This window comes from Fodinicurvata halophila, from assembly GCF_042651425.1.
GTDB lineage: Bacteria > Pseudomonadota > Alphaproteobacteria > Kiloniellales > DSM-21159 > Fodinicurvata > Fodinicurvata halophila.
This window is the reverse complement of sequence record NZ_JBHSCW010000003.1, coordinates 59,435-80,955: the sequence shown is the minus strand read 5'-3', so window position 1 is coordinate 80,955 and position 21,521 is coordinate 59,435. Positions and strand designations below refer to the sequence as shown.

Here is a 21,521-nt window from a genome sequence, read left to right as displayed (position 1 = left end):
CGTTATTCAGAGGATCGGATTAACTCCGGGCGACAGGTATGCTTCCCTGGTCTTGTTGTCCGCTGCATGGAAGATGTGAAGGAACCATCATGAAGCTGACACAACGCGTCAAACGCATTCTCGCAAACTACGAAAGCGACAACCCGGGGACCAAGGCCAATCTGGCCCGCATCCTGATGCACGGCAAGCTGGGGGGCAGCGGTCGGCTGCTGATCCTGCCCGTGGACCAGGGCTTCGAGCACGGTCCGGCGCGCAGTTTCGCAGCGAACCCGGACGCCTACGATCCCCAGTATCATTTCCAGCTTGCGGTGGACGCCGGGCTCAACGCCTTTGCCTCACCGCTGGGCATGATCGAAGCCGGTGCCGACACCTTCGCCGGCGCCATCCCGACCATCCTCAAGGTGAACAGCTCAAACAGCCATGCCACCACCAAGGACCAGGCGATCACCGGCAGCGTCGGCGACGCCTTGCGTCTGGGCTGTTCGGCCATCGGCTTCACCATCTATCCGGGCTCGGACGAAGCCTTCGAGATGATGGAGGAGATCCGCGAGATGGCGGAAGAAGCCAAGTCGGTGGGACTGGCCGTCGTCATCTGGTCCTATCCGCGCGGCGGCAACCTCTCCAAGGAGGGCGAGACGGCCATCGACGTCACGGCCTATGCCGCGCATATGGCGGCGCTCTTGGGCGCGCACATCATCAAGGTGAAACCGCCGACGGAGCACATCGAACAGGACGATGCGCGCAAGGTCTACGAGAAGCAGAAGGTCGACATCTCGAGCCTTTCGGCACGCATCTCTCATGTCATGCAATCCAGCTTCAACCATCGCCGCATCGTCGTCTTCTCGGGCGGCGGATCGAAGGGAACCGAGGACGTTCTGAACGAGATCCGTGCCCTGCGCGACGGAGGTGCCAACGGCTCCATTATCGGCCGCAACACCTTCCAGCGTCCGCGCCAGGAAGCCCTGGAGATGCTCGATACAATCATCAAGATCTACCAGAACAAGGCCTGAGCGGGATCGGCCGAATGCGCTCCCGGCTTTACCTTCTGACGCCGCCCGAACTGGCATCGGGCGGCGTTGTCCTGTCTGCGTTCCGTGACGCGCTGGGCAAGGCCCTGGCGGCGGGGGACGTGGCCTCGGTGCTGATCCGCTCCGGAGATACGGACGAGGATCGCCTGGGCGATTGCCTGGACAGCCTCGTGCCCGTCATCCAGCAGGCAGGGGCGGCCGCAATCCTCGAGGACAATGCGGACCTCGCACTCAAGGCCGACTGCGATGGCATCCAGATTGTTGCCGATCCCCAGCGCCAGCGCACCCTGCGTCGCAGGATGGGCGACCAACGGATCCTCGGGGTCGACTGCGGCAGCTCCCGTCACCTGGCCATGGAAGCCGGCGAACTGGATGCCGACTACGTGACCCTGAGCGCAGAGGACTCGGAGCTTCTGTCCTGGTGGTCGGAACTCATGGAGATCCCATCTGTCGCCAGCGAGGTCACCTCCCTGGAGGCCGCGGCCGCGGCCGTGCGGGCCGGCGCCGACTTTGTCGCCGTGGGATCTGCCGTCTGGCAGAATGAAGAGCCTCCGGCAACCGTTGCCGCCTTCAACAGGCTGTTCGACGAACTGGCCGAGGACACCTGAGGCACCTACTTCTCAGCCTTGCGCGCGCGACGCAGGATTTCTCGGCTCAGCGCGGCCATTTCCTGAGCCGCCTTGCCCTTGGGCTGGACCTCTCCCACGGCACGCCCCTCGACGAGAGCCGAGGCAAAGACGACCCGATTTCCGATACGGCTCTTGGCCACCTCCGCACCGAGCTCCTTCAGGGCCGACATCATCTCCTCGGTCAGGCGCGCGCGCGGTGGAACCCGGTTCAGGACGACCAGCGTGGCGGCCTTTTCCGCCTGAGCCAACTCGAGGGTCGGCCGTGTGGCCCAGATATCCATGGGAGACGGCTGGACCGGCACCACCACAAGATCAGCGGCTCGAACGGCGATGCGAGCTTCGGTCTCCGCATGGGGTGGACTGTCGATCAGGACGACATCGTGGTCCTTGGCCAGCTTCTCGACCTCGTTGCGCAGTCGCCAGCCATTGATCTGGTTCACCAGGAGTCCGGCCCCGGCATCCCCCAGCCGTTCCTGGCGCTGTTTGTACCAGAAGCTGAGCGATTGCTGGGGGTCGATATCGACCACCGCCACCCTTCGCTTTCCGGCCGTGAGAGCAACGGCGAGATGCGCGGCAAGTGTCGTCTTGCCGGCCCCGCCCTTCTGTTGCGCGATCGTTATGATACTGGCGGTCATTTGCAGGCCTATCCCCTTGTCAGGAGGGAATTGTTGCACATGCGAAGGCACGGCGGAAGAGGATAAGGCGTTGACGCGGCGGGCGGCTCTGTCAATCCTGCCAACCTCCTTCTGCTAGCAGAGCCATGACTGTTCTCCTTTCCAACTCAACTGCGGATATCGAGGAAGCTGCCCGTCTGTTGCGCCAGGGTAGCCTCGTTTCCTTTGCCACCGAGACAGTCTACGGTCTGGGTGGAAACGCACGCGACGACCGGGCTGTGGCGGGTATTTTCGAGGCCAAGGGACGTCCGCGGTTCAACCCTCTCATCGTTCACCTCCCTGACACGGAAGCGGCAGAGGAAGAGGTCTGGTTCTCCACAACGGCGCGCAGCCTGGCAGAACGGTTTTGGCCTGGCCCGCTGACCCTGGTCCTTCCGAAACGCGAAACGTCCGGCGTGTCCCTGCTCTGTTCGGCCGGACTGGACAGCCTGGCCGTACGTGTTCCGGCCCCCGAAACAGCGCGCCAACTGCTGCGTCTGACCGGCTCTCCGGTAGCGGCTCCCAGTGCCAATCGGGCCGGACGAATCAGCCCGACCCGCGCCGAGCACGTGATGAACGAGCTTTCCGGACGGATCGAAGCCGTGCTGGATGATGGTTCCTGCCCTGTGGGCGTGGAATCCACGGTGGTTTCCCTCACGGGAGATCGCCCTGTTCTGCTCAGACCCGGGGGCCTCGCACGCGAAGAGCTCGAAAGCGTGCTGGGAACCCCACTGGATCTGCCTGCGAAGGAGGATCCCCTCGCCTCTCCCGGCATGCTGAAGAGCCACTACGCACCGGACGCCCGCATCCGCCTGGACGCCCTCGCTCCAAAGCCCGGGGAGGCCTATCTGGGATTCGGCGAACAGACCCGGCAGGTGCCCGAAGGCAGCTTCAATCTCAGCCCTTCTGGCGATCTCAAGGAGGCCGCGGCGAATCTCTTCGCGGCGCTTCGGGAACTCGACAAGCCCGGCATATCCGGCATTGCCGTGGCCCCCATTCCCCTGGACGGCCTGGGTCAGGCGATCAATGATCGTCTTCAGCGTGCCGCGGCACCGCGTGAAGCCTGAATCCTGAATAATGTGACATTGAAGGTACTTCTTCTGCGCCACTCGTGCCTAAAATTTGCCCTTTCTGCAGCGCAGCACAGATCTGGAAAGTGCAGGCAGACGTATTAGCTATGACTCCGTGAGCAACACGTGTTCACATGCCTGTACAGTTGCAGGCCAGTCATTCGACTGAAGACCTCACGTTCGAGACGAACTTAAAATGAACAGTACGTTTTCCGCTGATCTCTCTGCCAGTCGGCTGCGCGGCTATCTACGTACACTTGGCCTGCGCGAGCCTGTGCGCCTGGAACGGCTGACCCGGAACTGGGGCCGCGAATTCACTAACCTTACCGACGTGCGTGCCGGCGTGGCCCGCTGGATGGAACAGACCTGTTACCTGCACCTGCCTCAAGGCGAGGAAGGATTTGCCCTCGCCGAGGCGGCCATTGTTCTCAGCGCGATCGCGGAGAAGGACCCGGCCAGCTTCCTGTCGCGCCGCCAACGCCCGTCCCGGGCTCTTGTGGATGAGTTACGCCTTTCCCTGCCGCTGGCTGTGCCTGCTCCGGTTGAAGGCACCATGCCCGTCCAGTCCCTTGAACCGGTGTCGACAGCGGACTGGGCGCGCATCCCCTCCCTCGGGCGCAAACCTGCTCCGGCCCGCAGCTGAGGACTGAGAGGTTCCTCGGGAAATGCTACAGGACATTCCCTCCCAACAAGTCAGGTTCTTACCGAGCGGTCGCGAACTGATCTTTTTCGCAAGCACGGTCACGACAGCGTTGGGCGCCTGGATTTTTCTGAAGTTGCTTCGAGCTGACGGTGTTCAACTGACAGATGGCCTGGTTCTGGCTCTCTTTGCACTGCTGCTGTTCTGGGTCGCCTTTTCCTTCTGGATCGGACTGGGCGGTGTTGCTGCCCTGATGCTGGGGCGCGGCACCCGCGGCCTTCGGCCGGCGGACAGCTCCCATCCACTCACCAGCCGCACTGCCATCCTGATTCCCGTCTACAACGAGGACCCCAATCCCGTCTTCGCCAATCTTGCCGCCATGTACGAGGGACTGGCCGCCAGCCCGCAGGGTCGTCAGTTCGACTTCTACGTGCTCAGCGACACGACGGAGCCGCGCATCTGGGTTGCCGAGGAGGCTGCCTGGTACATGGCACGACGACTGCTCAAAGGTGGCGGGCGCATCCATTATCGCAAGCGCCTTTCCAACCGGGGCCGCAAGGCCGGCAACATAGAGGATTTCTGCCGGCGCTGGGGGGCGCACTACGATTACATGGTGGTGCTGGATGCCGACAGCCTGATGTCCCCCGCCACCCTGCTGCAGATGGTGCGCCGAATGGATGCAAATCCACGGGCCGGCCTGATGCAGGTCCCTCCCATCCTGATCAACCGGCAAAGCCTCTTCGCACGCATCCAGCAGTTCTCCAGTGCCATCGCCACCCCCATACTGGCCCACGGCCTGGCGGTCTTCGGTCGCAGCGAGGGGAATTTCTGGGGCCACAACGCCATTATCAGGGTCCGGGCCTTCATGGAAAGCTGCGGACTGCCCGAACTGGATGGGCGAAAACCCTTCGGCGGTACGGTCATGAGTCATGATTTCGTCGAAGCCGCCCTGCTCCGGCGGGCCGGATGGCAGGTCTGGATGCTGCCCGATCTGGGGGGAAGCTACGAGGAGCCGCCACCCTCCATCGTAGACCATGCGCTGCGTGATCGCCGCTGGTGCCAGGGAAACCTGCAGCACCTGAAAGTTCTGCCAGCAAGAGGCCTGCATTGGGTCAGTCGTATGCATCTGCTGCAGGGGATCTTTTCGTATTTGGCCTCACCCCTCTGGCTCGGCTTCCTGATCCTGGGACTCGCTCTGGGCATGCGGGAGAATCTCGGTGCCACGCAGGCTCTCGAATTTGCTGGCCTTCAGGCAGCGCCCGGCGAGGTTGCGGGAGTACTGCTTGGCGCAATAATGATCATGCTGTTCACCCCGCGCCTGCTTGGCCTGGTGTGTGCGATTGCTTCCGGCCATTCTGCAGCGCTCTACGGCGGGCGACTGAAGGGCGCCATCAGCCTGCTTCTGGAAATGCTTTTCTCGGCCCTGCTGGCGCCGGCCATGATGATCTTTCACAGTCGTTTCGTTCTGGAAATCCTGCTGGGCCGGGACAGTGGCTGGACCCCTCAGCAACGCAATGAAAGCCTTGGCCTGCGCCTTGGCGAAGCCGTCACGGCTCATCGTCTGCAACTGCTCTGCGGACTTCTGGCAAGTTCGGCGCTGGTCGTCCTGCCCCAGTATCTTGCCTACTGGTTCTCCCCCATCGTGGGCGGCCTGCTACTGTCTCCCTTCCTGGCCTGGGCAACCTCCCGACCGGCTCTTGGCCAGGTGGCGTGGCGTCTTGGGCTTTTCCTGTCTCCCGCGGAAAGCCAGCCGGAACCCGTCATCCTCAGGGCTCGGGAACTGGCGGCGCACCCCCTTGTCTCTCCACCCAATAGCGCGCTCCAGGCATTGGCAAACGATCAGAAGCTGTTCTTCCTTCATCTTGCCATACTGAACGCGACCACATGGGAGGCACCGCAGAGGGAATTCCTGGAACAAGCTCTGGAAAAACACCGCAAGGGCATCCTGTTGAGCGACAAGGAGGAAATCGCCCTGCTCTCCGACACGGAACTCCTCGAAGAGATCGTGGCAATACAGTCTCGTCTGGAGGGCTTCACCGCCAGGCAACTCAAGCAGGTTGCATGACCTCCCCCTCGACAGCCGGGCCGTCCGGTCCATTTAATAGGAACTGGGCTTTCTGGCTCGGTGGGATCACACCCATGGAGGAACAGGCTTCACATGGCGCACTTTGACAATTCTGTCTGGCGTCAGGACAAGGACCTGAGGGAGCTACGCCACAATAGCCTTCCGTGGCTTGTGGGAGGTATCGGCGTCCTTTTGGCCGGCTACGGGCTGCTTCAGCACAGTGCAGGGACCTCTCCTGCAGTGCTGGTCCTCTCCCTGCTGCTTTACGCCGGCATGGCCTGCGGCATCTGGGTCGGCCTGACAGCACATCTCCCGCACAGGTATTTCGGCCCGGCCAACGGGATAACCCTGCTGAGGGCCGTCCTAGTCTGCCTGCTGGCAGGGTTTGTTGGCCAGTCGGCTCCACAGCAGTTGGCCTGGCTTCCCCTGGGGGCTGCACTGGTCATTCTGCTGCTTGACGGCGTGGATGGCTGGCTCGCCCGCCGAACCGGCTATGCTTCCGCCTTCGGAGCCCGTTTCGATATGGAGACGGACAGCCTGCTTGTCCTGGTGCTTTGCGCTACGGCCCTGCTGATGGGCAAGGCCGGTCCCTGGATCCTGCTGGCCGGCGGCCTGCGCTACCTCTTCCTGGCCGGGAAGGCCCTCCTGCCCTGGATGAAAGGCGACCTGCCGGACAGCTTCAGACGCAAGACCCTTTACGTGGCTTCCACGACAGGTGTTATCGTCATCCTCGCACCAACCATAATAGCGCCATTCAGTTTCGTGATTGCGGCGATCGCCGTGATCTGCCTTTCGGCCTCTTTTGCCATTGATGTCGTCTGGCTCTACAGGAACGCAGAACAGGAAAGGACCTCACGATGAAAGCACTCAATAAAATCACTCTGCCGGCCGCTGCCTTTGCAGCCGCGGCCTGTTTCAGCCTGCCTGGCCTGGCAGCCCCCGAGGAATACCAACTCGACCCGGCACATGCCTACGTGCTCTTCAAGGTCGAACATGCCGGATACAGCCATACCATCGGACGTTTCAACGATGTCGACGGCAGCTTTGTCTTTGACGAAGAGGCCCCCAGCATCTCGGACTTGGAAGTGACGATACAATCCGAGTCCGTGGACACCAATCACGAGAAGCGCGATGAACATCTGCGCAGCGCCGACTTCCTGGATGTGGAGACCTACCCCGAGATCACCTTCGCCATGACGGGATCAGAGCAGACTGGAGAGAAGACCGGCACCATCACCGGCGACCTGACGATCCTGGACACCACGCGCGAAGTGACCCTGGATGTGACCTGGAACAAGAGCGCAACCTCACCGTTCGGAGACAACTATATCACTGGCGCTTCTGCGACCACGACCATCAACCGCAGTGAATTCGGCATGGAGTACGGCGTCGAGAGCGGAGCAGTCGGAGACGAGGTCGACATCGAGATCGAAATCGAGGCGATCCGGCAGTAAGGCCAGGGAACAAGGACAGGCACGCCCGTGAGTCGCCTGCGTCCAACACACATCACGGGCTTCCTGCGCTCGCTGGCGATCTACCATGCGGTCCCCGGACGCGCGCGGCGGGAAAAGGCGCTTCTGCGCCATCTCGTCGCGTCGGGGGATCTCTGTTTCGATATCGGAGCCCATGCCGGAAACCGCACACGCAGTCTGATGCAGTTGGGCGCGCGGGTCATCGCCGTCGAACCCCAGCCCCTGTTCAGCGGATTCCTGCGCTGGTTCTTCCGAGCGCGAAAGGATGCGGTCACGGTCTTGCCCCTGGCCCTGGGTGCGGCGTGCGGGCGAGCAGAACTGAAGATCAGCCCCGCAAACCCCACCACGAGCACGCTGTCGCAGGATTTCGTGACTTCTGCGCGTCAGACGGACGGCTTTCGCAATATCCGCTGGACGGAACGCATCGCTGTGGATCAGACAACGCTGGACCGATTGATCGAAGACCACGGGCGCCCCCGCTACTGCAAGATCGATGTCGAGGGCCATGAAGCAGACGTCCTGGCTGGGCTCTCCACGCCATTGCCCGTGATTTCCGTGGAATACCTGGGCAAGAGCCCCTCTTCCGCGGTGCAGGCCCTCGCGCGCCTGCAGGAATTGGGAGACTATCTCTACAACGCCGCCCCCGGGGAAAGCATGAAGTTCCACTTCCCTTGCTGGCTTTCGGCAGAGGAGATGGTGGCATGGCTCGAGGCGGGCGCTGAAGATCAGGATTTCGGCGATATCTATGCCATTCTCGCAAGCGAGCACACACTGCTGGAACGTCTGCAGAGGCAGGAATGAATAGCGGTTCCTTCACGACACCATCGGAGCTGGCCGAACTCTATGGGCCTCTTCAGGCCACGAACTGGGTTGCCGGCCATCTGGGACAGAGCTTGGATGGCAGAATCGCGACCGCTACCGGTGCCTCCTGCTACGTCACCTCCAACGAGAATCTCGACCACCTGCACCGCATGCGGGCCTTGGCCGATGCCGTCATCATCGGCGCCGGAACCGTAAGGCACGACAACCCACAGCTCACTGTGCGCCGCGTGGAGGGCCGGAATCCCCTGCGCGTCATCCTCGACACCCATGGTCGGCTCCACTCCCGCTACGGGGTCTTCAACGACGAACAGGCAGAGACGCTGCTGGTTAGCGGAGTCGAGGAGAATGTGATCGCCACAGCTTGCGCACGTACCGTCTTTCTGAGGCCTGATGCGACCAGCGAACAGTTTCGTCCCAGGGAAGTACTGGACCTGCTTCGCGCCCATGGCCTCCAACGCCTCTTTGTTGAAGGCGGCGGCATCACTGTCTCCCGTTTCCTCCAGACCAACTGCCTGGATCGCCTGCACATTTGTGTCGCCCCGGTTATCATCGGACAGGGCATACGCGGCATCGACCTGCCGGCCTGCGAACGTATGGAGGACACTCTGCGCCCTCCGGCTCGCTGGTATTCCATGGGCCAGGATGTACTGTTCGATCTGGACCTTCGGCCCTGACGGTTTCCTACCTGCGATCGAAGATCAGTACAAAGGCTCCGGGCAGTGCCCCCAGCAGGATCAGCAGGCCATACCCAACAGATATCGCCAGACCGTCCTCCACTGCATACCCGCTCAATCCCCAGAGTCCGACGGCAGCCGCTTCACGCACACCCCAGCCGGCGACCGTGAAGGGTAGGACCATGGAAAGCAGCAGGAGCGGTACGGCGGTGAAGAGAAACAGGGGCGCTATCGGGATCTGCAGCGCATGGGCACTGCAGGCAAAAACAAGCACATAGATGGTGAAGATCAGAAACGAGAGTAGGAGCTGCCTTGTCACCACGGAGGGTGCAAGCAGGCCATTGCGCAGTTCCAGAAGGAAGGTCCTGAGCGCCCCAAGGAACGGCAGGCGCTCGCCATAGAAGGGTGCGACCACAAGCACCGCCAAGGCCCCGAGAAGAAGGGCACAGGACAGCAGGTTCCACGGCGCCGGTATCCAGAGGAAAGCTCCCGTCGCAGCAAAGGGCAACAGGATCAGATACCCCGCGCCGCGCTCGATCATGACAATTCGCAAGGCCGGAAAGAACCTCAGGTCTCCCTGTCCCTGCTCATCCTTCCGCCTGTGCCGCCAGGCCCGGAAAACGTCTCCCGCAACGCCGCCGGGCAGCAGCTGGTTGAGGAAGCTCCCCAGATAGTATTCGCGGACCGACCAGGCACGCGCCATGGGCGCCCCGACCTGCCACGCTGTCAGGCGCCAACGCAGGGCCGAGAGGACCACCTGCAGGCTAGCCAGGAACAGGCCGGCCACCAGCCAGCCCGTGTGAAGGTTGTCCAGCCGTGCCAGGGCCTCGGCCCCGTCCACCCGAAACCAGAGGAAGATCAGCAATCCCGGTGTGACGATCCAGGGCACCACCCGGTTCAACTGCCTGTAACTCACGGTGCGTCCTCCGCCGGTACGGCCAGGATATCCCAATGACCGATCCAGGCCGTGCTTTGACTCTGCTCGATGAAAGTCATGCGTTGGCTGCACCAGGTTTCCACGACGTCCCTGTCTCCACCCAACTCCCCGGCCGCTGCAGCGATACCGCCGATCAACTCCCGTTGCAGCGGGACATCACGGGGCCCCAGTTGCCAGGGGCTCGCTGCACTCTCGCAGAGGAATCCCGCCATATTCAGGATCTCTTCCGCCTCTCGCGGCGCATCGCCCCCGAGGGCCGCTCCGAACCCCTTGTCCCCCTTCTGGTGACGATTGAAAAGCGCACGAATCTCCGCATCAAGATCCAGAGCGGGGGCAAACTCCATGACGCCGTCGTAATTCAGGGGGAAGTAGAGGACTGCCCCGGGCAAGGCGTATGCAAGGCGCTTCAGCCAGTCCGCCGACACCAGGTCCAGCAGGGCCGATGCCGTAACCAGTCCAGGGACCGGCAATGCGTCCAGTTCCTCACCGGAAAGGTCGCATTGCCGGAGGGTTATCCGGGCATCCCAACCGGCGCTTTCCAAGCGCAAATCCTCGCCCCCTTCATGAACCGTATAGCCGGCATCGCGGCCCCACTGCATGAGGCTGGAGAGGGCATACTCGAGGAGTTCGGCATCATGATCCAACAGGGACCAATGCTGTCCCGGCCCCAGCGCAGGCGCCAGGGCGCGCAGATTGGCTCCTGTCCCCGCCCCAAGGTCGAGCACGCTTATGCCGGCCGTTCTCCTGCCTGGCAGAAGCCCCGCGAGCCTTGCCTGCAGACTGTTGTTGCGCGCGGCAAGATCGGCTGCTTCCCGCAGCATAAGCCATTCGGCGGCAAATCTCCCGCTCATGCCTTCTGCACCTCCCTGCCCGCAAGCAGCTCGGAAAAACGCTCCACAGCTGTTTCCCAACGCGGCAGGTCGTCCCGCGCCTTTCGTGCTCCTGCCTGAAGGCGCCCCCGATCCTCGGCCGCGTTCAGGAGCGTTTCCAGCGCCCTCTTCAGATCCGCGAAATCGCCCGGCGACACAAACAGGCCGCAGTCCTCCGGCAGTGTCTCGACAATCGCCGCACTGCGCGGAGCGACGATCGGCAGCCCGCGGGCCAGGGCCTCCGCGAACACCATGCCATAGCCCTCCAGAAACGAGGGCACGACGAAAGCATCCGCCTTATGATACAGCCTTTCCAGACTGTCCTGGTCGACCTCGCCCAACATCCGCACATGCTCTTCCAACCCCAGTTCCCCGACAGCGGAGCGCACCCGTGCGGCGTAGGCCTTGTCGCGCTGATCGGATCCGGCGAGCATCAGGCGCCAGGGGGATGCTGTCTCGATGGCTGCCAGGGCATCGAGAAGCTGCATCTGGTTCTTGCGCGGTGTCAGGGTGGCCACGCACAGCAGGTTGCAGACACCTTCGCCTCCCTCTGCCAAAGGGGCCGGGTCGGTGCCGGGCAGAATGGTCTCGATCCGTGCGCCGGGAATGCCATAGTCGTGCATGAGCAGCCGTGCCGTTGCCGGGCCCGTCACCACCACGCGATCGGCAATATCCAGGGCTTGGCGTTCCGTTTCGTACAGATGCGCTCGCGACGCCTTGCCCAGACCCGTTTCGGCCGCCAGGGGGTGGTGGACCAACGCAATCAGCATCCGGTCCCGGGACAGCCTGTGGACCAGTGCCGCGGGCATGGCCCCGAGGGCCAGGCCATCGGCCACGACAGGCAGGCCGGAGGGCAACTCCGCAATGGCTGCCTCCGCTTGCTCGAGGGCCCTGGCATCGGGAAAGGGAAAAAGCTCCGAAAGCCTCACCAGGCCGATGGAGAAGCCACGCGTCTCCAGACCCGCCATAAGGCGGCTGTCATAGAGATACCCGCCGGTTTTGGTCGCGGGATCGCCGGGGATCACAAATCGGATATCCCGCATGATTGGACTCGCAGACCAGGTCAACGGCGGCCTGCTGCTACAGGCCCTTCGTAGGCGGCCCAGGCGACATGAGATTCGTGAAGCGTGACCTTGAGGCTGTGCAGGTCTCGGGCTTTCTCTCCCAGACGCTCTTCCTCGATGGCTGCCGACAGGCGTCGATGGATTTCGCCGGCCAGGAATTCCGTCGTGGTGTTACAGCCCTGAAAGACCTCTTCCTCGTCCAGGTTGCGGTAGCCCAGGGTGCCGAGGATGTGTTTCAGGGTTTCGCTCGCCAAACCGATATCGATGACCAGACCGTCGCTGTCGAGCTCTGGCCTGCGGAACTCGGCGTCCACCACATAGGTTGCTCCATGCAGATTCCGGGCCGGCCCGAAGACCTCGCCGGCAAAGCTGTGGGCAATCATGAAGTGGTCGCGCACGGTCAGACTGTACATGGGCGTCCTCATATCCTCTTAACGGTCACACTCATAGCGCAAGCGATGGCACAGCACTCCCTGGCCACTGTCCGCAAGACGCTGCATCACCTCGGGCAGGTCGCGAAAGGCGCTTTCACCCGTGATCAGGCAATCCAGCGCCTCTGCACGCAGGAGATCCAGGGCAATTTCCATGCGCCTTCGGTGATCCTTGCGGGCACGCCGGGCGGGCGAGATACCGCCTACCTGAGAAGAACGTAGAGTGATGCGTCGGGAATGGAAGGCCTCCCCGAGGGGTAGAGGGACCTCCCGATCCCCGAACCAGCTCATCTCCAGCACCGTTGCCTCGTACCCCGCCGAGGCCAATGCCATGGCGAGCCCTGCGGGCACACCGCTGGCATGGACCACGATATCGCACTCGGCAGGGGCATCCTCGGGCGTCTTCATGACCAGGCCGAGACGCTCCGCAAAGGCCCTCTTGCTGCTGTCCGGATCGACCAGTGTCACCTCGGTTCCGGGAATGGCCGAAGCCAGCCAGGCCACCAGGAAGCCGACCGTACCCGCCCCGAAAACGGCAATCCTGTCGCCAATACAGGGAGAGGCATCCCACAAGGCATTGAGCGCGGTTTCCATGTTTGCCCCAAGCACCGCACGTTCGGGCGGCAGTCCGCCGGGCAGCGGCACGACGCTCTCGGCGGGAACCACATAGCTTGTCTGATGGGGATGGAGGCAGAAAACGCAACGCCCGTGCAGCGCGGGCGGACCTTCCCGGACTTTACCAACCGAAATATAGCCATATTTCACTGGATAAGGGAATGAGCCCTCCTGGAAGGGAGCGGCCATGAGTTCATACTGGCTTTCCGGAACTTGGTTGTTGAAGACCAGGCTTTCCGTGCCCCTGCTGATTGCGCCGTAAAGCGTCTCGACAAGTACCTCGCCGGCACCGGGAGCCGGCAGGGCCGCCTCGCGCAGCTCGCCGCGGCGCGGAGCGACAATCCAATAGGCAGTGGCCGTGGAAGGCTGCATGATGTAACCCGGATGCTGTGGAAGGAAACGAAGCTCGTGCAAAAGCCTAGCCTAGGCAACGCATCAGGACCAGAACCTCCTCAGGCGGAAGGCAGACATGCCCTCCTGACCTTCCTCCTCGCTGTAATATTCTTCTGGCTGTTCTTCAGCCTTCCTGGCCTGCTTCACGGGTGGAGCTGGTGGAGCTTTCGCCTGCCGCTGGAAGTTGTCGTGATCGTAGCCGGCTATGCCCTGCTGCCCATGCAGGTCAGCCGGTACCTGCGCTGGCCCTTGGCGCTTCTGCTCTTCGCTGGCGGCCTGGTCCAGTTCCTGGACCAGGCGATGCGCGTGTTCCTCGGGCGCCCGCTGAACCTGCTGCTCGACATCAATCTCCTGCCGGCCGGGATTGAGTTGCTGCAGGGTGCGGTCGGCCCCCTGCTCTCCGGCCTTCTGTTCCTGGCCCTGGGGCTGGTCTTGCTGCTTCTGCTCCTTGGCTGCGCCCGGGCACTGCGAAACCTGGAGGTCATCAGTGCGCCCCGCACCGCGCTGGCGATCTTCGGGCTGGTTCTTGCCGCCGGCTACCTGCCGGACGCACAGAGGGCGAAGCTGCCGATCTCGGCGCATCTGACCCAGAGTTTCACGGGGCAGGTCGAGCGCATGGCCTCCGTGGTGCGCGAACGTCCGGCCTTCGAGGCCGCCCTGGAACGCGACCCCTTCTCCCGGGCCTTTCCGGAAGACAGCTTCACCGCGCTCGGGGAAGCCAGCGTGATGGTGGTTTTCGTGGAATCCTATGGCCGTCAGGCCCTCGAGGATCCGCGCTATGCCTCGCATACGAAACCCGCGCTTGAGAAACTGCATCAGGCGGCACGAGAAAAGAAGCTGCACAGCCTGTCGGGATGGGCCAAAGCACCCACGATCGGAGGACAATCCTGGCTGTCTCACGCCAGTTTCCTCAGTGGCCTCTGGATTGACAATCAGATCAAGTACCAGCTGCTCAGCGAGAGTAAACGCCGCACGCTGGCCCAGGCCTTTTCCGAGACTGGCCGGGAAAGCCATCTGGTGATGCCGGCCATCACACGGGCCTGGCCGGAAGCTGGTTTCATGGGATTCGATCGGCATGTTTTCGCCGGGGACATGAACTACGCCGGAGAAGCCTACAACTGGGTTACCATGCCGGATCAGTACACCCTGTCCTATTTCGAACGGGAAATCCGCAGCAAGGACACCCCATTCTTTGCAATGCTGGGCCTGATCAGCAGTCATGCCCCCTGGACTCCCATCGCGCCGGTGCTCGAGGACTGGCAGAGCATCGGGGACGGTGCTGTCTTTTCCCGTTGGGCCGACAGTGGCGAAAGCCCGGCCGAACTCTGGCAGCACCCCGAACGCGTCCGCAAGCACTACGGCCTGTCCATAGAATACGTGCTGGAGACCCTGGGCAGTTACATCCGCAATGTCCCCGTGGAGGAGGATCCGCTGCTCATGGTCGTTCTGGGCGACCACGAAGCCGGAGCCATCGTCTCCGGACAGGACGCCCCGCGCGAAGTCCCCGTGCATCTCTTCGCAACGGACACGGATTTGCTACGCCCGTTTCGGGAGGCCGGATTCACAAAGGGCACCATACCGCAAGAGTCCTCGACACTTTTCAGGATGCATGACTTTCGCGATTTTTTTATTCAGAACTACAGGGATAAACTCGCAGAAACAGTGAGCGTGAATTGACTGCACCCGCCGCCCGGCGCTACGTGCCCGGAACACCAACCATTATACGATTGTGTCTAGTGTTCTCCTTCGGTCTTTCCGTCGGCGGGTGCTCGATTCTTGAGGAAATCTGGTCCGGCGAAAGCGACAGCGGCGTTCCCCCGCCCCGCGAAAGTACGATCCAGGGCGTCGATTACACAACGGACATCGAGGGCGATCTCAGCGACAACCTGCGCAGCCTCATCGAGGAAAGCTCATCACTCCTGACCCAGAGCGAACGCCAACCGGCAACGCCGGCTGCACTGCGCCGGCGCATGGAGGATGACGTCGCCCGCTTCCGGCGCATCCTGCGCGCCGAAGGATATTACAACGGCACGGTCGAAACCTCGGTGGCCGAGGATGCGCAACCGATCCAGGTGAGCATCGAGATTGAGACGGGCCAACAGTTCACGCTGTCGGAATACAATCTGACCTATCATCCAACGGTGCCCGAGGGCGACAATGTCCCGCGCAATGCCAGTGACCTGGGCCTGGAAATCGGCCAGCCGGCACGTGCCGCCCCCCTGAACCAGGCGGAAACGCGCATAACGCGCAGCTTGTCGCGACATGGCTATCCCGAAGCAACACTCGAGAACGTGCGCTATCTGGCCGATCCCGAGAATGAGACCTTGCGTGCTGAAATCACTGTGCAAACGGGTCCGCGCATGCGGTTCGGCCGGCTGCAACTGAGCGGCCTCGAGGATGTCCGCGAGAATTACATCCGCGAACTCGTCAACTGGCCGGAAGGCGCCACCTACGATTCACGTGAGGTCGAGCGTGTTCGCCAGGAACTGGCCGGAACCGGCCTCTTTTCCTCCGTGATCGTCGAGCGCCCGCAGGAGGATCCCGAAGAAACCGACGCTCAGGACGGCAGCGAGGAGCCGGAAAGCACCGCCGATGGTGGAGAAGAGGCCCCCGTCTCTGCCGAAGTCATCGAGGCGCCACCTCGCTCCATAGGCGTCGGCGTCAACTATGCGACCGACGAGGGACCGGGCGCCGATGCCTTCTGGGAACACCGCAACCTCTTTGGCGAAAACGAGAAGCTGCACCTGGAGGCCTCGGTGTCACGCTCCCGCCAGCAGATGCAGGGGAATTTCCGCAAGCCGAACTTCCTGCAGCGCGAGCAGACCCTGCTGTTCGAGAACGAGTTCCGGCGCGAGAAGAGCGATGCCTACGACGAATTGACCTTCGATCAGTTCCTGGGTTTGGAGCGCCCATTCGGCGAACACTGGACCGCTCGCTTCGGCCCGCGTCTGGCCCTGACCCAGGTCGAGGAGAACGAAGAGGAACGGCGCTTCTTCCTGGCCGGCGTCACCGGAAGAGCGGTCTTCGACAATCGGGACGATCCGCTGAACCCCACGGAAGGCCTGCGCTTCAGCTACTCGATGACGCCCCTGATCAGTCTCTACGGTGACAGAACGCAGTACATCATCAACGATGCTTCGGCTTCCAGCTATCTCTCGGTTATGGACGAGGACCGGCTGGTGCTGGCCGGACGGGTGCGCATAGGCAGCATCATCGGTTCCTCGCGCGGCGATGTCCCCGCCAACGAACGCTTCTATGCCGGCGGTGGCGGATCGGTCCGCGGCTACCCATATCAGGGAATTGGACCCTTGGACGATGACGACGATCCTGTCGGCGGCCGCGCGCTCTTCGAGATGAGTCTGGAAGCACGCTTCAAGGTCACGGACTCGATTGGGGTCGTGCCCTTCATTGACGCCGGACAGGTCTATGACACCTCCTGGCCCACGGTGGACAACCTGCAGTGGGCGGCCGGCCTGGGCCTGCGCTATTACACCAGCATCGGTCCGTTGCGCCTGGATGTTGCCGTGCCTCTCAACCGTCGACCCGAGGTCGATGATCCCTTTCAGTTCTATATCTCAATCGGGCAATCCTTCTGAATATGAGCCACGCGGACACAGGTACCTCCCCGACACGGAGACGAGGTGGCCGTTTCTGGCTGCGCCTGTTCCTGGCCGCAGTGGCGACGGTCGTTCTGGCGCCTGTGCTGCTTTTCGGAGCCGCGCTGCTTGGCCTGCAGACGGAGAGCGGCCAGCGTTTTCTGGCCGATACGATCGAACAGCTCGCCTCGGACCCGGGACGCATGGAAATCTCCATTGGCGCGTTGGAAGGACCCTTGCCCCACCGCCTGCAGCTGCACGAGCTCAGCATTCGCGATTCGGAGGGAACCTGGTTCTCACTGGATCGCGCCGAAGTGCGCTGGCAACCGCTCAAGCTTCTCGAGCGGCGCCTGCAGATAGACCTGATCGAGCTCGGCACGCTGGAATTGGATCGCCTGCCGCCTTCGGGCACGGCGGCGCCCGAGGAAGAAACCGCGGTACCCCCCGAGGAAATCAGGCTGGAAGTCCCTGAACTGCCCCTGTCCATTAATCTCGAGCGGCTTGCTGCCGAGGAGATCCGGCTCGGTGAAGCGGTGGTCGGCACGGCAGCCGTCCTGACCGTGGAAGGCGATGCTCATGCCGAGCGCGGTGGAAGCCTGCAAAGCAAGCTCAGGGTCGAACGCATCGACGGAACCCGCGGCGTCGTCCGGGCCGACCTCCTCTACCGTCCCGAAAGCAGGCATCTGACAGCGCAGGTGGAAGCCGAAGAGCCGCAAGGCGGCCTGATCGCGCGTGCCCTGCAGATCGAGGGCTATCCTGCAGTCAGCCTTGCTCTCGATGGCGAGGGCCCGATCGAGGCCTGGAGCGGTCACCTGACGGCCAACGCCGGAAAGGATACGCAACTGGAGGCCAGAATGGCAGTGGTCGGCCTGGATCCGTTGCGCATCGATCTGGACAGCACCGCCCGCATCGCCGCTCTTCTGCCGGAAGACCTGCGCCATCTGGCAAGCCCCGACATGGCGCTCTCGCTCAGCCTCCTGCGCCAGCAGGACGGCGCACTGACGCTGCGCAACGGCGTCCTGGAGGCCCCCGCTGCCAGGCTGACCTTCAACGGCTCGCTCGAAGGGGACGGCCAGACTGTCTCCGCCCAGGCGCGATTGGAAAGCCGCGATCCGGAAGCCTTTGCCCCGTTCATGGGAGCCGCCCGTTTCGGCGGTGTGACTGCTCGCCTGACAGTGGACGGTACGGTGAGCACCCCGCAGGCAACCCTGGATGCCGACGTCTCGAACCTTTCGACCCCGCAAGCCACGATTGGCAACAGCCAGCTCTCGCTGCAGCTTGCCCCGGACCGCCCCCTCGCCGATCCCGACACTCAGGTCGGTTTCTCGCTGGACCTGGAGGCGCAAGACTTTGACTACACCTCCCAGGAACTCGGCCGGACACTGGCACGACAGGCGCAGTTCACGGCGGCGGGTTCCCTGGCTCCCCAGGCCCGGGCCTTCATCCTGGACGAATTGCAGGGGACCTTCGGGCGCTTCCAGCTAACGGGCCAGGGCGGTATGGATCTGGCGAGCGAACGCTCGGACCTGGAAATCAGTCTCTCCCACCCCCAACTGGCCGACTTCTCCGCCCTGCTTGGCGGACAGCAGGTGCAAGGGGACGTGACGGGACGGCTGACCGCACGGCAGCGACCTGGCGAGCCGTTGGAGGCTGACCTGCAGCTGGATCTTTCCGACTTCGCAAGCGGCGTGCCCCTTGCCGACGGCCTTCTGGGCCAGGAAGTTCGCCTGGCCGGGGAGCTCCGCAAACCCGCAGAGGAAGAGCGCGTAAGCGGCAAGCTCATGCTGGTCGGCCAAGGCCTGTCCGCTGGCATCGAAGGTGCCGCCGACCTGCAGGCGGAAACCCTCGAGGCCGACTACAACCTTGACCTTCCCTCCCTGACCCCCTTGGAAGATGGCCTGGGAACGTCACTGGCTGGAAGCTTTGCTCTCTCGGGCAGCTTGAGCGGACCTTTTGCGACGCCACAGATCACCGCCGACCTGAACGGCCATAACCTTGTTCTGGCCGGAAATTCCGTCTCGACCTTGAACAGCAGCCTGGATCTCGATCTTGCCGACAATCGTCCGACCGGCGGCTTCCGCCTGCAGGCGGACACCGACTATGGTCCTCTTGCCGCCCAAACGGATTTCGATTTGCAGAGCGATGGGATACTTGCGCTGGATGGCCTTTCCATCACGCATGGAGAAGACACGCGCATAACCGGCGACCTCGGCCTGCCGCTGGACGGCACACCCGCCGCCGGAACCCTGCAGGGCGAGAGCATACAGCTCTCGCGTTTCTCCGAACTGGCCGGCTTACAGTTGGGCGGCGCCCTTGACCTGGATGTCCGCCTCGAGGGGCAGAACGGAGAACAGACTGTCACCCTGGACAGTCAACTGAACGGCTTTCGCCTCGGCCAGAGTTCGGCACCGGCCCTGACACTGGGACAAACCAGCCTGCAACTCACCGTCCAGGATGCCCTTGCAGCCCCGACCTTCGAAGGCAGCCTTGCACTCTCGAACCTGACCGCCGGAGCAGCGGAAATGAACAGCGTGGACGCACGGCTGTCAGGCCCACTTGAGGCCCTGCGTCTGGGCCTTACGGGCCAGGGCGAGGTCGGAAAGCCGGTCCGTTTCTCGCTTGAGAGCGAAGGTAACCTGACAGCCGAGGCGCCAGCGGTTCGCGTATCAAGCCTCGAGCTTGATTACGGCGAGATTCCCTTGCGCCTGCAACAGCCCCTATCCGTCACGTACGGCGAACGTCTGGAGGTCCGAAACCTTGATCTCGCCATCAGTGACGGCCGTCTGAGCGGTGGCGGAAGCCTGGGCTCCAGCAATACGGATATGGAATTTGCCTTGAGCAACCTGCCGCTCAGCCTGCTGGAGGCGATCAACCCCGATGTCTCGCTGCGCGGCCAGGCCTCAGCCGACCTCAGTCTCCAGGGCGCATCGCAGAATCCCGAGGGACGCTTCGAGCTGCGACTCAGTGAGGTCAGGCAGCAGCAGGAACGCGAACTGGGTCGCCTGCCGGAGCTGGCAGGTCGCATCACGGCCAGCCTGCAGGACCGTCAGCTTCGTCTTGAGGGTGACATTTCGGGTTTCGCCGAAGAGCCCCTGAACCTTCGAGGTAACCTGCCGGTCCAGTTGTCCCTGAGCCCCTTTGCCTTCGAGGTTCCGGAGACCGCCCCGCTGGACGCTGAACTCACCTGGAGCGGCAATATCGAGAACGTGGTCGGCCTGTTTCCGGTCGACAGCATCCGCCTGACCGGCAACGGAGAGGTCGATATCACCCTGGGCGGCACGCTTGGGGAGCCCGACTTGGGCGGGCGCATCGAGCTAAGCAATGCCGTCTACGAGAATTTCGTCTCGGGCACCCTGCTTCAGCCCCTCAACCTGATGATCGAAGGTCGGCAAGATCGGCTCGAGATCACGGAACTGCAGGCAAGCGATGGCGGAGACGGCGAATTCACCGGCCAGGGCTCGATTCAGTTCCGCGAAGGCGAGGAGCTGATAAGCGACATCTCGTTGGAATTCAGCAACATGGGCTTCGTCCATCGGGATGACGTGACGGCTCACCTGAGCGGGAATCTTTCCCTTCAGGGTGATCTTCTGGGCCGATCGGAGGTGAGCGGAGAGATCCGCAACGAGTCCATCGAGATCCGTCTGGTCAACGAGCTTCCACCTTCGGTCTCCGAGCTGAACAACGTCATCATCCTGGGTCAGGACGACGGCGACGAGGAGAGCCAGGACGAGGACGCGAACGAAGAGGACGACACGACGGCAGACAGCGGTCCTGTTATGGCGCTGAACATCGAGATCAATCTGCCGCGCCGGGTCTTCGTCCGCGGTCGCGGACTTGATTCCGAATGGGCCGGGCAATTCTCGGTCAAGGGAACGGCGTCGTCTCCACAGGTCACGGGCAGCCTCGAACCTCAACGCGGCAGCTTTTCCATCGCCGGCAAATCCTTCCAGTTACAGGAAGGCAGTGTTTCCCTGCCGCCCGGCAACGACCTGAATCCTGTTCTGGACTTGTCCGCCGCTGCACAAGCCGGAGACATTCAGGCCATCATTCGCGTGACGGGCTCTGCCTCCGAGCCCAGGATCGACCTGACCTCCAATCCGACCCTGCCGGAGGACGAAGTTCTCTCACGCGTTCTCTTCGACAAGAACAGCAGTCGCCTGTCCCCGGGCGAGGCCCTGATGCTGGCCAACACGGCCGCAACCCTGACCAGCGGAGGCCCCGGTATAACCGACATTGCGCGCAACCTCCTGGGGGCCGATGTGGTTTCCTTCACCCCCAGCGAGGAAGAGGACGAAGGTCTGGGCAGCGTCACCATCGGCCGCTATCTCGCCGAGGGCGTCTATGTCGGTGTTGAACAGGGAACCCAGGCCGGCAGCACCGAACTGGACGTGGAACTGGACGTAACCGACAACATCAAGGTCAACAGCCAGACCGGTACCGACGGTGGAAGCCAGGTCGGCATTCGCTGGCAGTGGGATTACTGATCGGTTTCCGAGGAGGCCGGGGCAGTTTTTCGCCTTGGCTTGTGCACCTTGACCTTTGGAGCGGGGTCGGCTACCGCCC

The 21,521-nt window shown here is 62.9% G+C and carries 18 protein-coding genes; 12 read left to right on the top strand and 6 right to left on the bottom strand.

Translation table 11 applies throughout. The features are described 5' to 3' along the window. The first annotated feature begins 89 nt into the window (after positions 1 to 89). The gene (locus ACFOW6_RS05165) at positions 90 to 1,010 is read left to right on the top strand and encodes a class I fructose-bisphosphate aldolase (protein WP_382421273.1); all 921 of its coding nucleotides are present in this window, start codon (positions 90 to 92) and stop codon (positions 1,008 to 1,010) included. Between the two features lie 14 nt (positions 1,011 to 1,024). Then, positions 1,025 to 1,636 carry a thiamine phosphate synthase gene (locus ACFOW6_RS05160; RefSeq protein WP_382421272.1) on the top strand — a complete coding sequence of 204 codons (612 nt, stop codon included), beginning with the start codon at positions 1,025 to 1,027 and terminating at the stop codon, positions 1,634 to 1,636. Between the two features lie 5 nt (positions 1,637 to 1,641). Here ACFOW6_RS05160 and parA read toward each other — a convergent pair whose 3' ends face one another. Further along, positions 1,642 to 2,292 carry a ParA family partition ATPase gene (gene parA / locus ACFOW6_RS05155; RefSeq protein ID WP_382421271.1) on the bottom strand — a complete coding sequence of 217 codons (651 nt, stop codon included), beginning with the start codon at positions 2,290 to 2,292 and terminating at the stop codon, positions 1,642 to 1,644. A 125-nt stretch (positions 2,293 to 2,417) separates the two neighbouring features. Between parA and ACFOW6_RS05150 the strand changes: the two genes are divergently transcribed. From ACFOW6_RS05150 to ACFOW6_RS05120, 7 genes are all read left to right on the top strand, one after another. Next, positions 2,418 to 3,377 carry an L-threonylcarbamoyladenylate synthase gene (locus ACFOW6_RS05150; protein WP_382421270.1) on the top strand — a complete coding sequence of 320 codons (960 nt, stop codon included), beginning with the start codon at positions 2,418 to 2,420 and terminating at the stop codon, positions 3,375 to 3,377. Positions 3,378 to 3,576: 199 nt separating this feature from the next. Then, positions 3,577 to 4,023: a hypothetical protein gene (locus tag ACFOW6_RS05145; protein WP_382421269.1), complete on the top strand. Its 447-nt coding sequence runs from the start codon at positions 3,577 to 3,579 to the stop codon at positions 4,021 to 4,023. A 22-nt stretch (positions 4,024 to 4,045) separates the two neighbouring features. Further along, a complete protein-coding gene (mdoH, locus tag ACFOW6_RS05140; RefSeq protein ID WP_382421268.1) occupies positions 4,046 to 6,085 on the top strand; it encodes a glucans biosynthesis glucosyltransferase MdoH in 2,040 nt (679 codons plus the stop codon). Between the two features lie 93 nt (positions 6,086 to 6,178). Further along, positions 6,179 to 6,946, top strand: coding sequence for a CDP-alcohol phosphatidyltransferase family protein (locus ACFOW6_RS05135; protein ID WP_382421267.1), 768 nt, complete (start codon positions 6,179 to 6,181; stop codon positions 6,944 to 6,946). After that, positions 6,943 to 7,539, top strand: coding sequence for a YceI family protein (locus ACFOW6_RS05130; protein ID WP_382421266.1), 597 nt, complete (start codon positions 6,943 to 6,945; stop codon positions 7,537 to 7,539). Before ACFOW6_RS05135 ends, ACFOW6_RS05130 begins: the two co-directional genes overlap by 4 nt. 27 nt (positions 7,540 to 7,566) lie before the next feature. Next, the gene (locus tag ACFOW6_RS05125; protein ID WP_382421265.1) at positions 7,567 to 8,358 is read left to right on the top strand and encodes an FkbM family methyltransferase; all 792 of its coding nucleotides are present in this window, start codon (positions 7,567 to 7,569) and stop codon (positions 8,356 to 8,358) included. Further along, on the top strand, positions 8,355 to 9,053 hold the full coding sequence (locus tag ACFOW6_RS05120) for a RibD family protein (RefSeq protein ID WP_382421264.1): 699 nt from the start codon (positions 8,355 to 8,357) through the stop codon (positions 9,051 to 9,053). The genes ACFOW6_RS05125 and ACFOW6_RS05120 overlap by 4 nt, the downstream gene beginning before the upstream one ends. Before the next feature lie 7 nt (positions 9,054 to 9,060). Here ACFOW6_RS05120 and ACFOW6_RS05115 read toward each other — a convergent pair whose 3' ends face one another. The 5 genes from ACFOW6_RS05115 to ACFOW6_RS05095 are packed head-to-tail and all read right to left on the bottom strand — an operon-like array spanning position 9,061 to position 13,341. Beyond that, complete coding sequence (locus ACFOW6_RS05115; RefSeq protein ID WP_382421263.1) at positions 9,061 to 9,969, bottom strand: lysylphosphatidylglycerol synthase transmembrane domain-containing protein; 909 nt, start codon at positions 9,967 to 9,969, stop codon at positions 9,061 to 9,063. Continuing rightward, the gene (locus ACFOW6_RS05110; RefSeq protein WP_382421262.1) at positions 9,966 to 10,841 is read right to left on the bottom strand and encodes a hypothetical protein; all 876 of its coding nucleotides are present in this window, start codon (positions 10,839 to 10,841) and stop codon (positions 9,966 to 9,968) included. The genes ACFOW6_RS05115 and ACFOW6_RS05110 overlap by 4 nt, the downstream gene beginning before the upstream one ends. Further along, complete coding sequence (locus ACFOW6_RS05105; protein ID WP_382421261.1) at positions 10,838 to 11,902, bottom strand: glycosyltransferase family 4 protein; 1,065 nt, start codon at positions 11,900 to 11,902, stop codon at positions 10,838 to 10,840. Before ACFOW6_RS05105 ends, ACFOW6_RS05110 begins: the two co-directional genes overlap by 4 nt. A 20-nt stretch (positions 11,903 to 11,922) precedes the next feature. Continuing rightward, positions 11,923 to 12,336 carry a 6-pyruvoyl trahydropterin synthase family protein gene (locus tag ACFOW6_RS05100; RefSeq protein WP_382421260.1) on the bottom strand — a complete coding sequence of 138 codons (414 nt, stop codon included), beginning with the start codon at positions 12,334 to 12,336 and terminating at the stop codon, positions 11,923 to 11,925. A gap of 18 nt (positions 12,337 to 12,354) precedes the next feature. Further along, a complete protein-coding gene (locus tag ACFOW6_RS05095) occupies positions 12,355 to 13,341 on the bottom strand; it encodes a zinc-dependent alcohol dehydrogenase (RefSeq protein WP_382421259.1) in 987 nt (328 codons plus the stop codon). Positions 13,342 to 13,551: 210 nt separating this feature from the next. Between ACFOW6_RS05095 and ACFOW6_RS05090 the strand changes: the two genes are divergently transcribed. Genes ACFOW6_RS05090 through ACFOW6_RS05080 form a run of 3 tightly spaced genes read left to right on the top strand, consistent with a single transcriptional unit; the run spans position 13,552 to position 21,442 of the window. Further along, complete coding sequence (locus tag ACFOW6_RS05090) at positions 13,552 to 15,039, top strand: sulfatase-like hydrolase/transferase (RefSeq protein WP_382421258.1); 1,488 nt, start codon at positions 13,552 to 13,554, stop codon at positions 15,037 to 15,039. Further along, a complete protein-coding gene (locus ACFOW6_RS05085) occupies positions 15,036 to 16,958 on the top strand; it encodes an autotransporter assembly complex protein TamA (protein ID WP_382421257.1) in 1,923 nt (640 codons plus the stop codon). The genes ACFOW6_RS05090 and ACFOW6_RS05085 overlap by 4 nt, the downstream gene beginning before the upstream one ends. 2 nt (positions 16,959 to 16,960) lie before the next feature. Continuing rightward, complete coding sequence (locus ACFOW6_RS05080; RefSeq protein WP_382421256.1) at positions 16,961 to 21,442, top strand: translocation/assembly module TamB domain-containing protein; 4,482 nt, start codon at positions 16,961 to 16,963, stop codon at positions 21,440 to 21,442. Positions 21,443 to 21,521 lie beyond the last annotated feature (79 nt).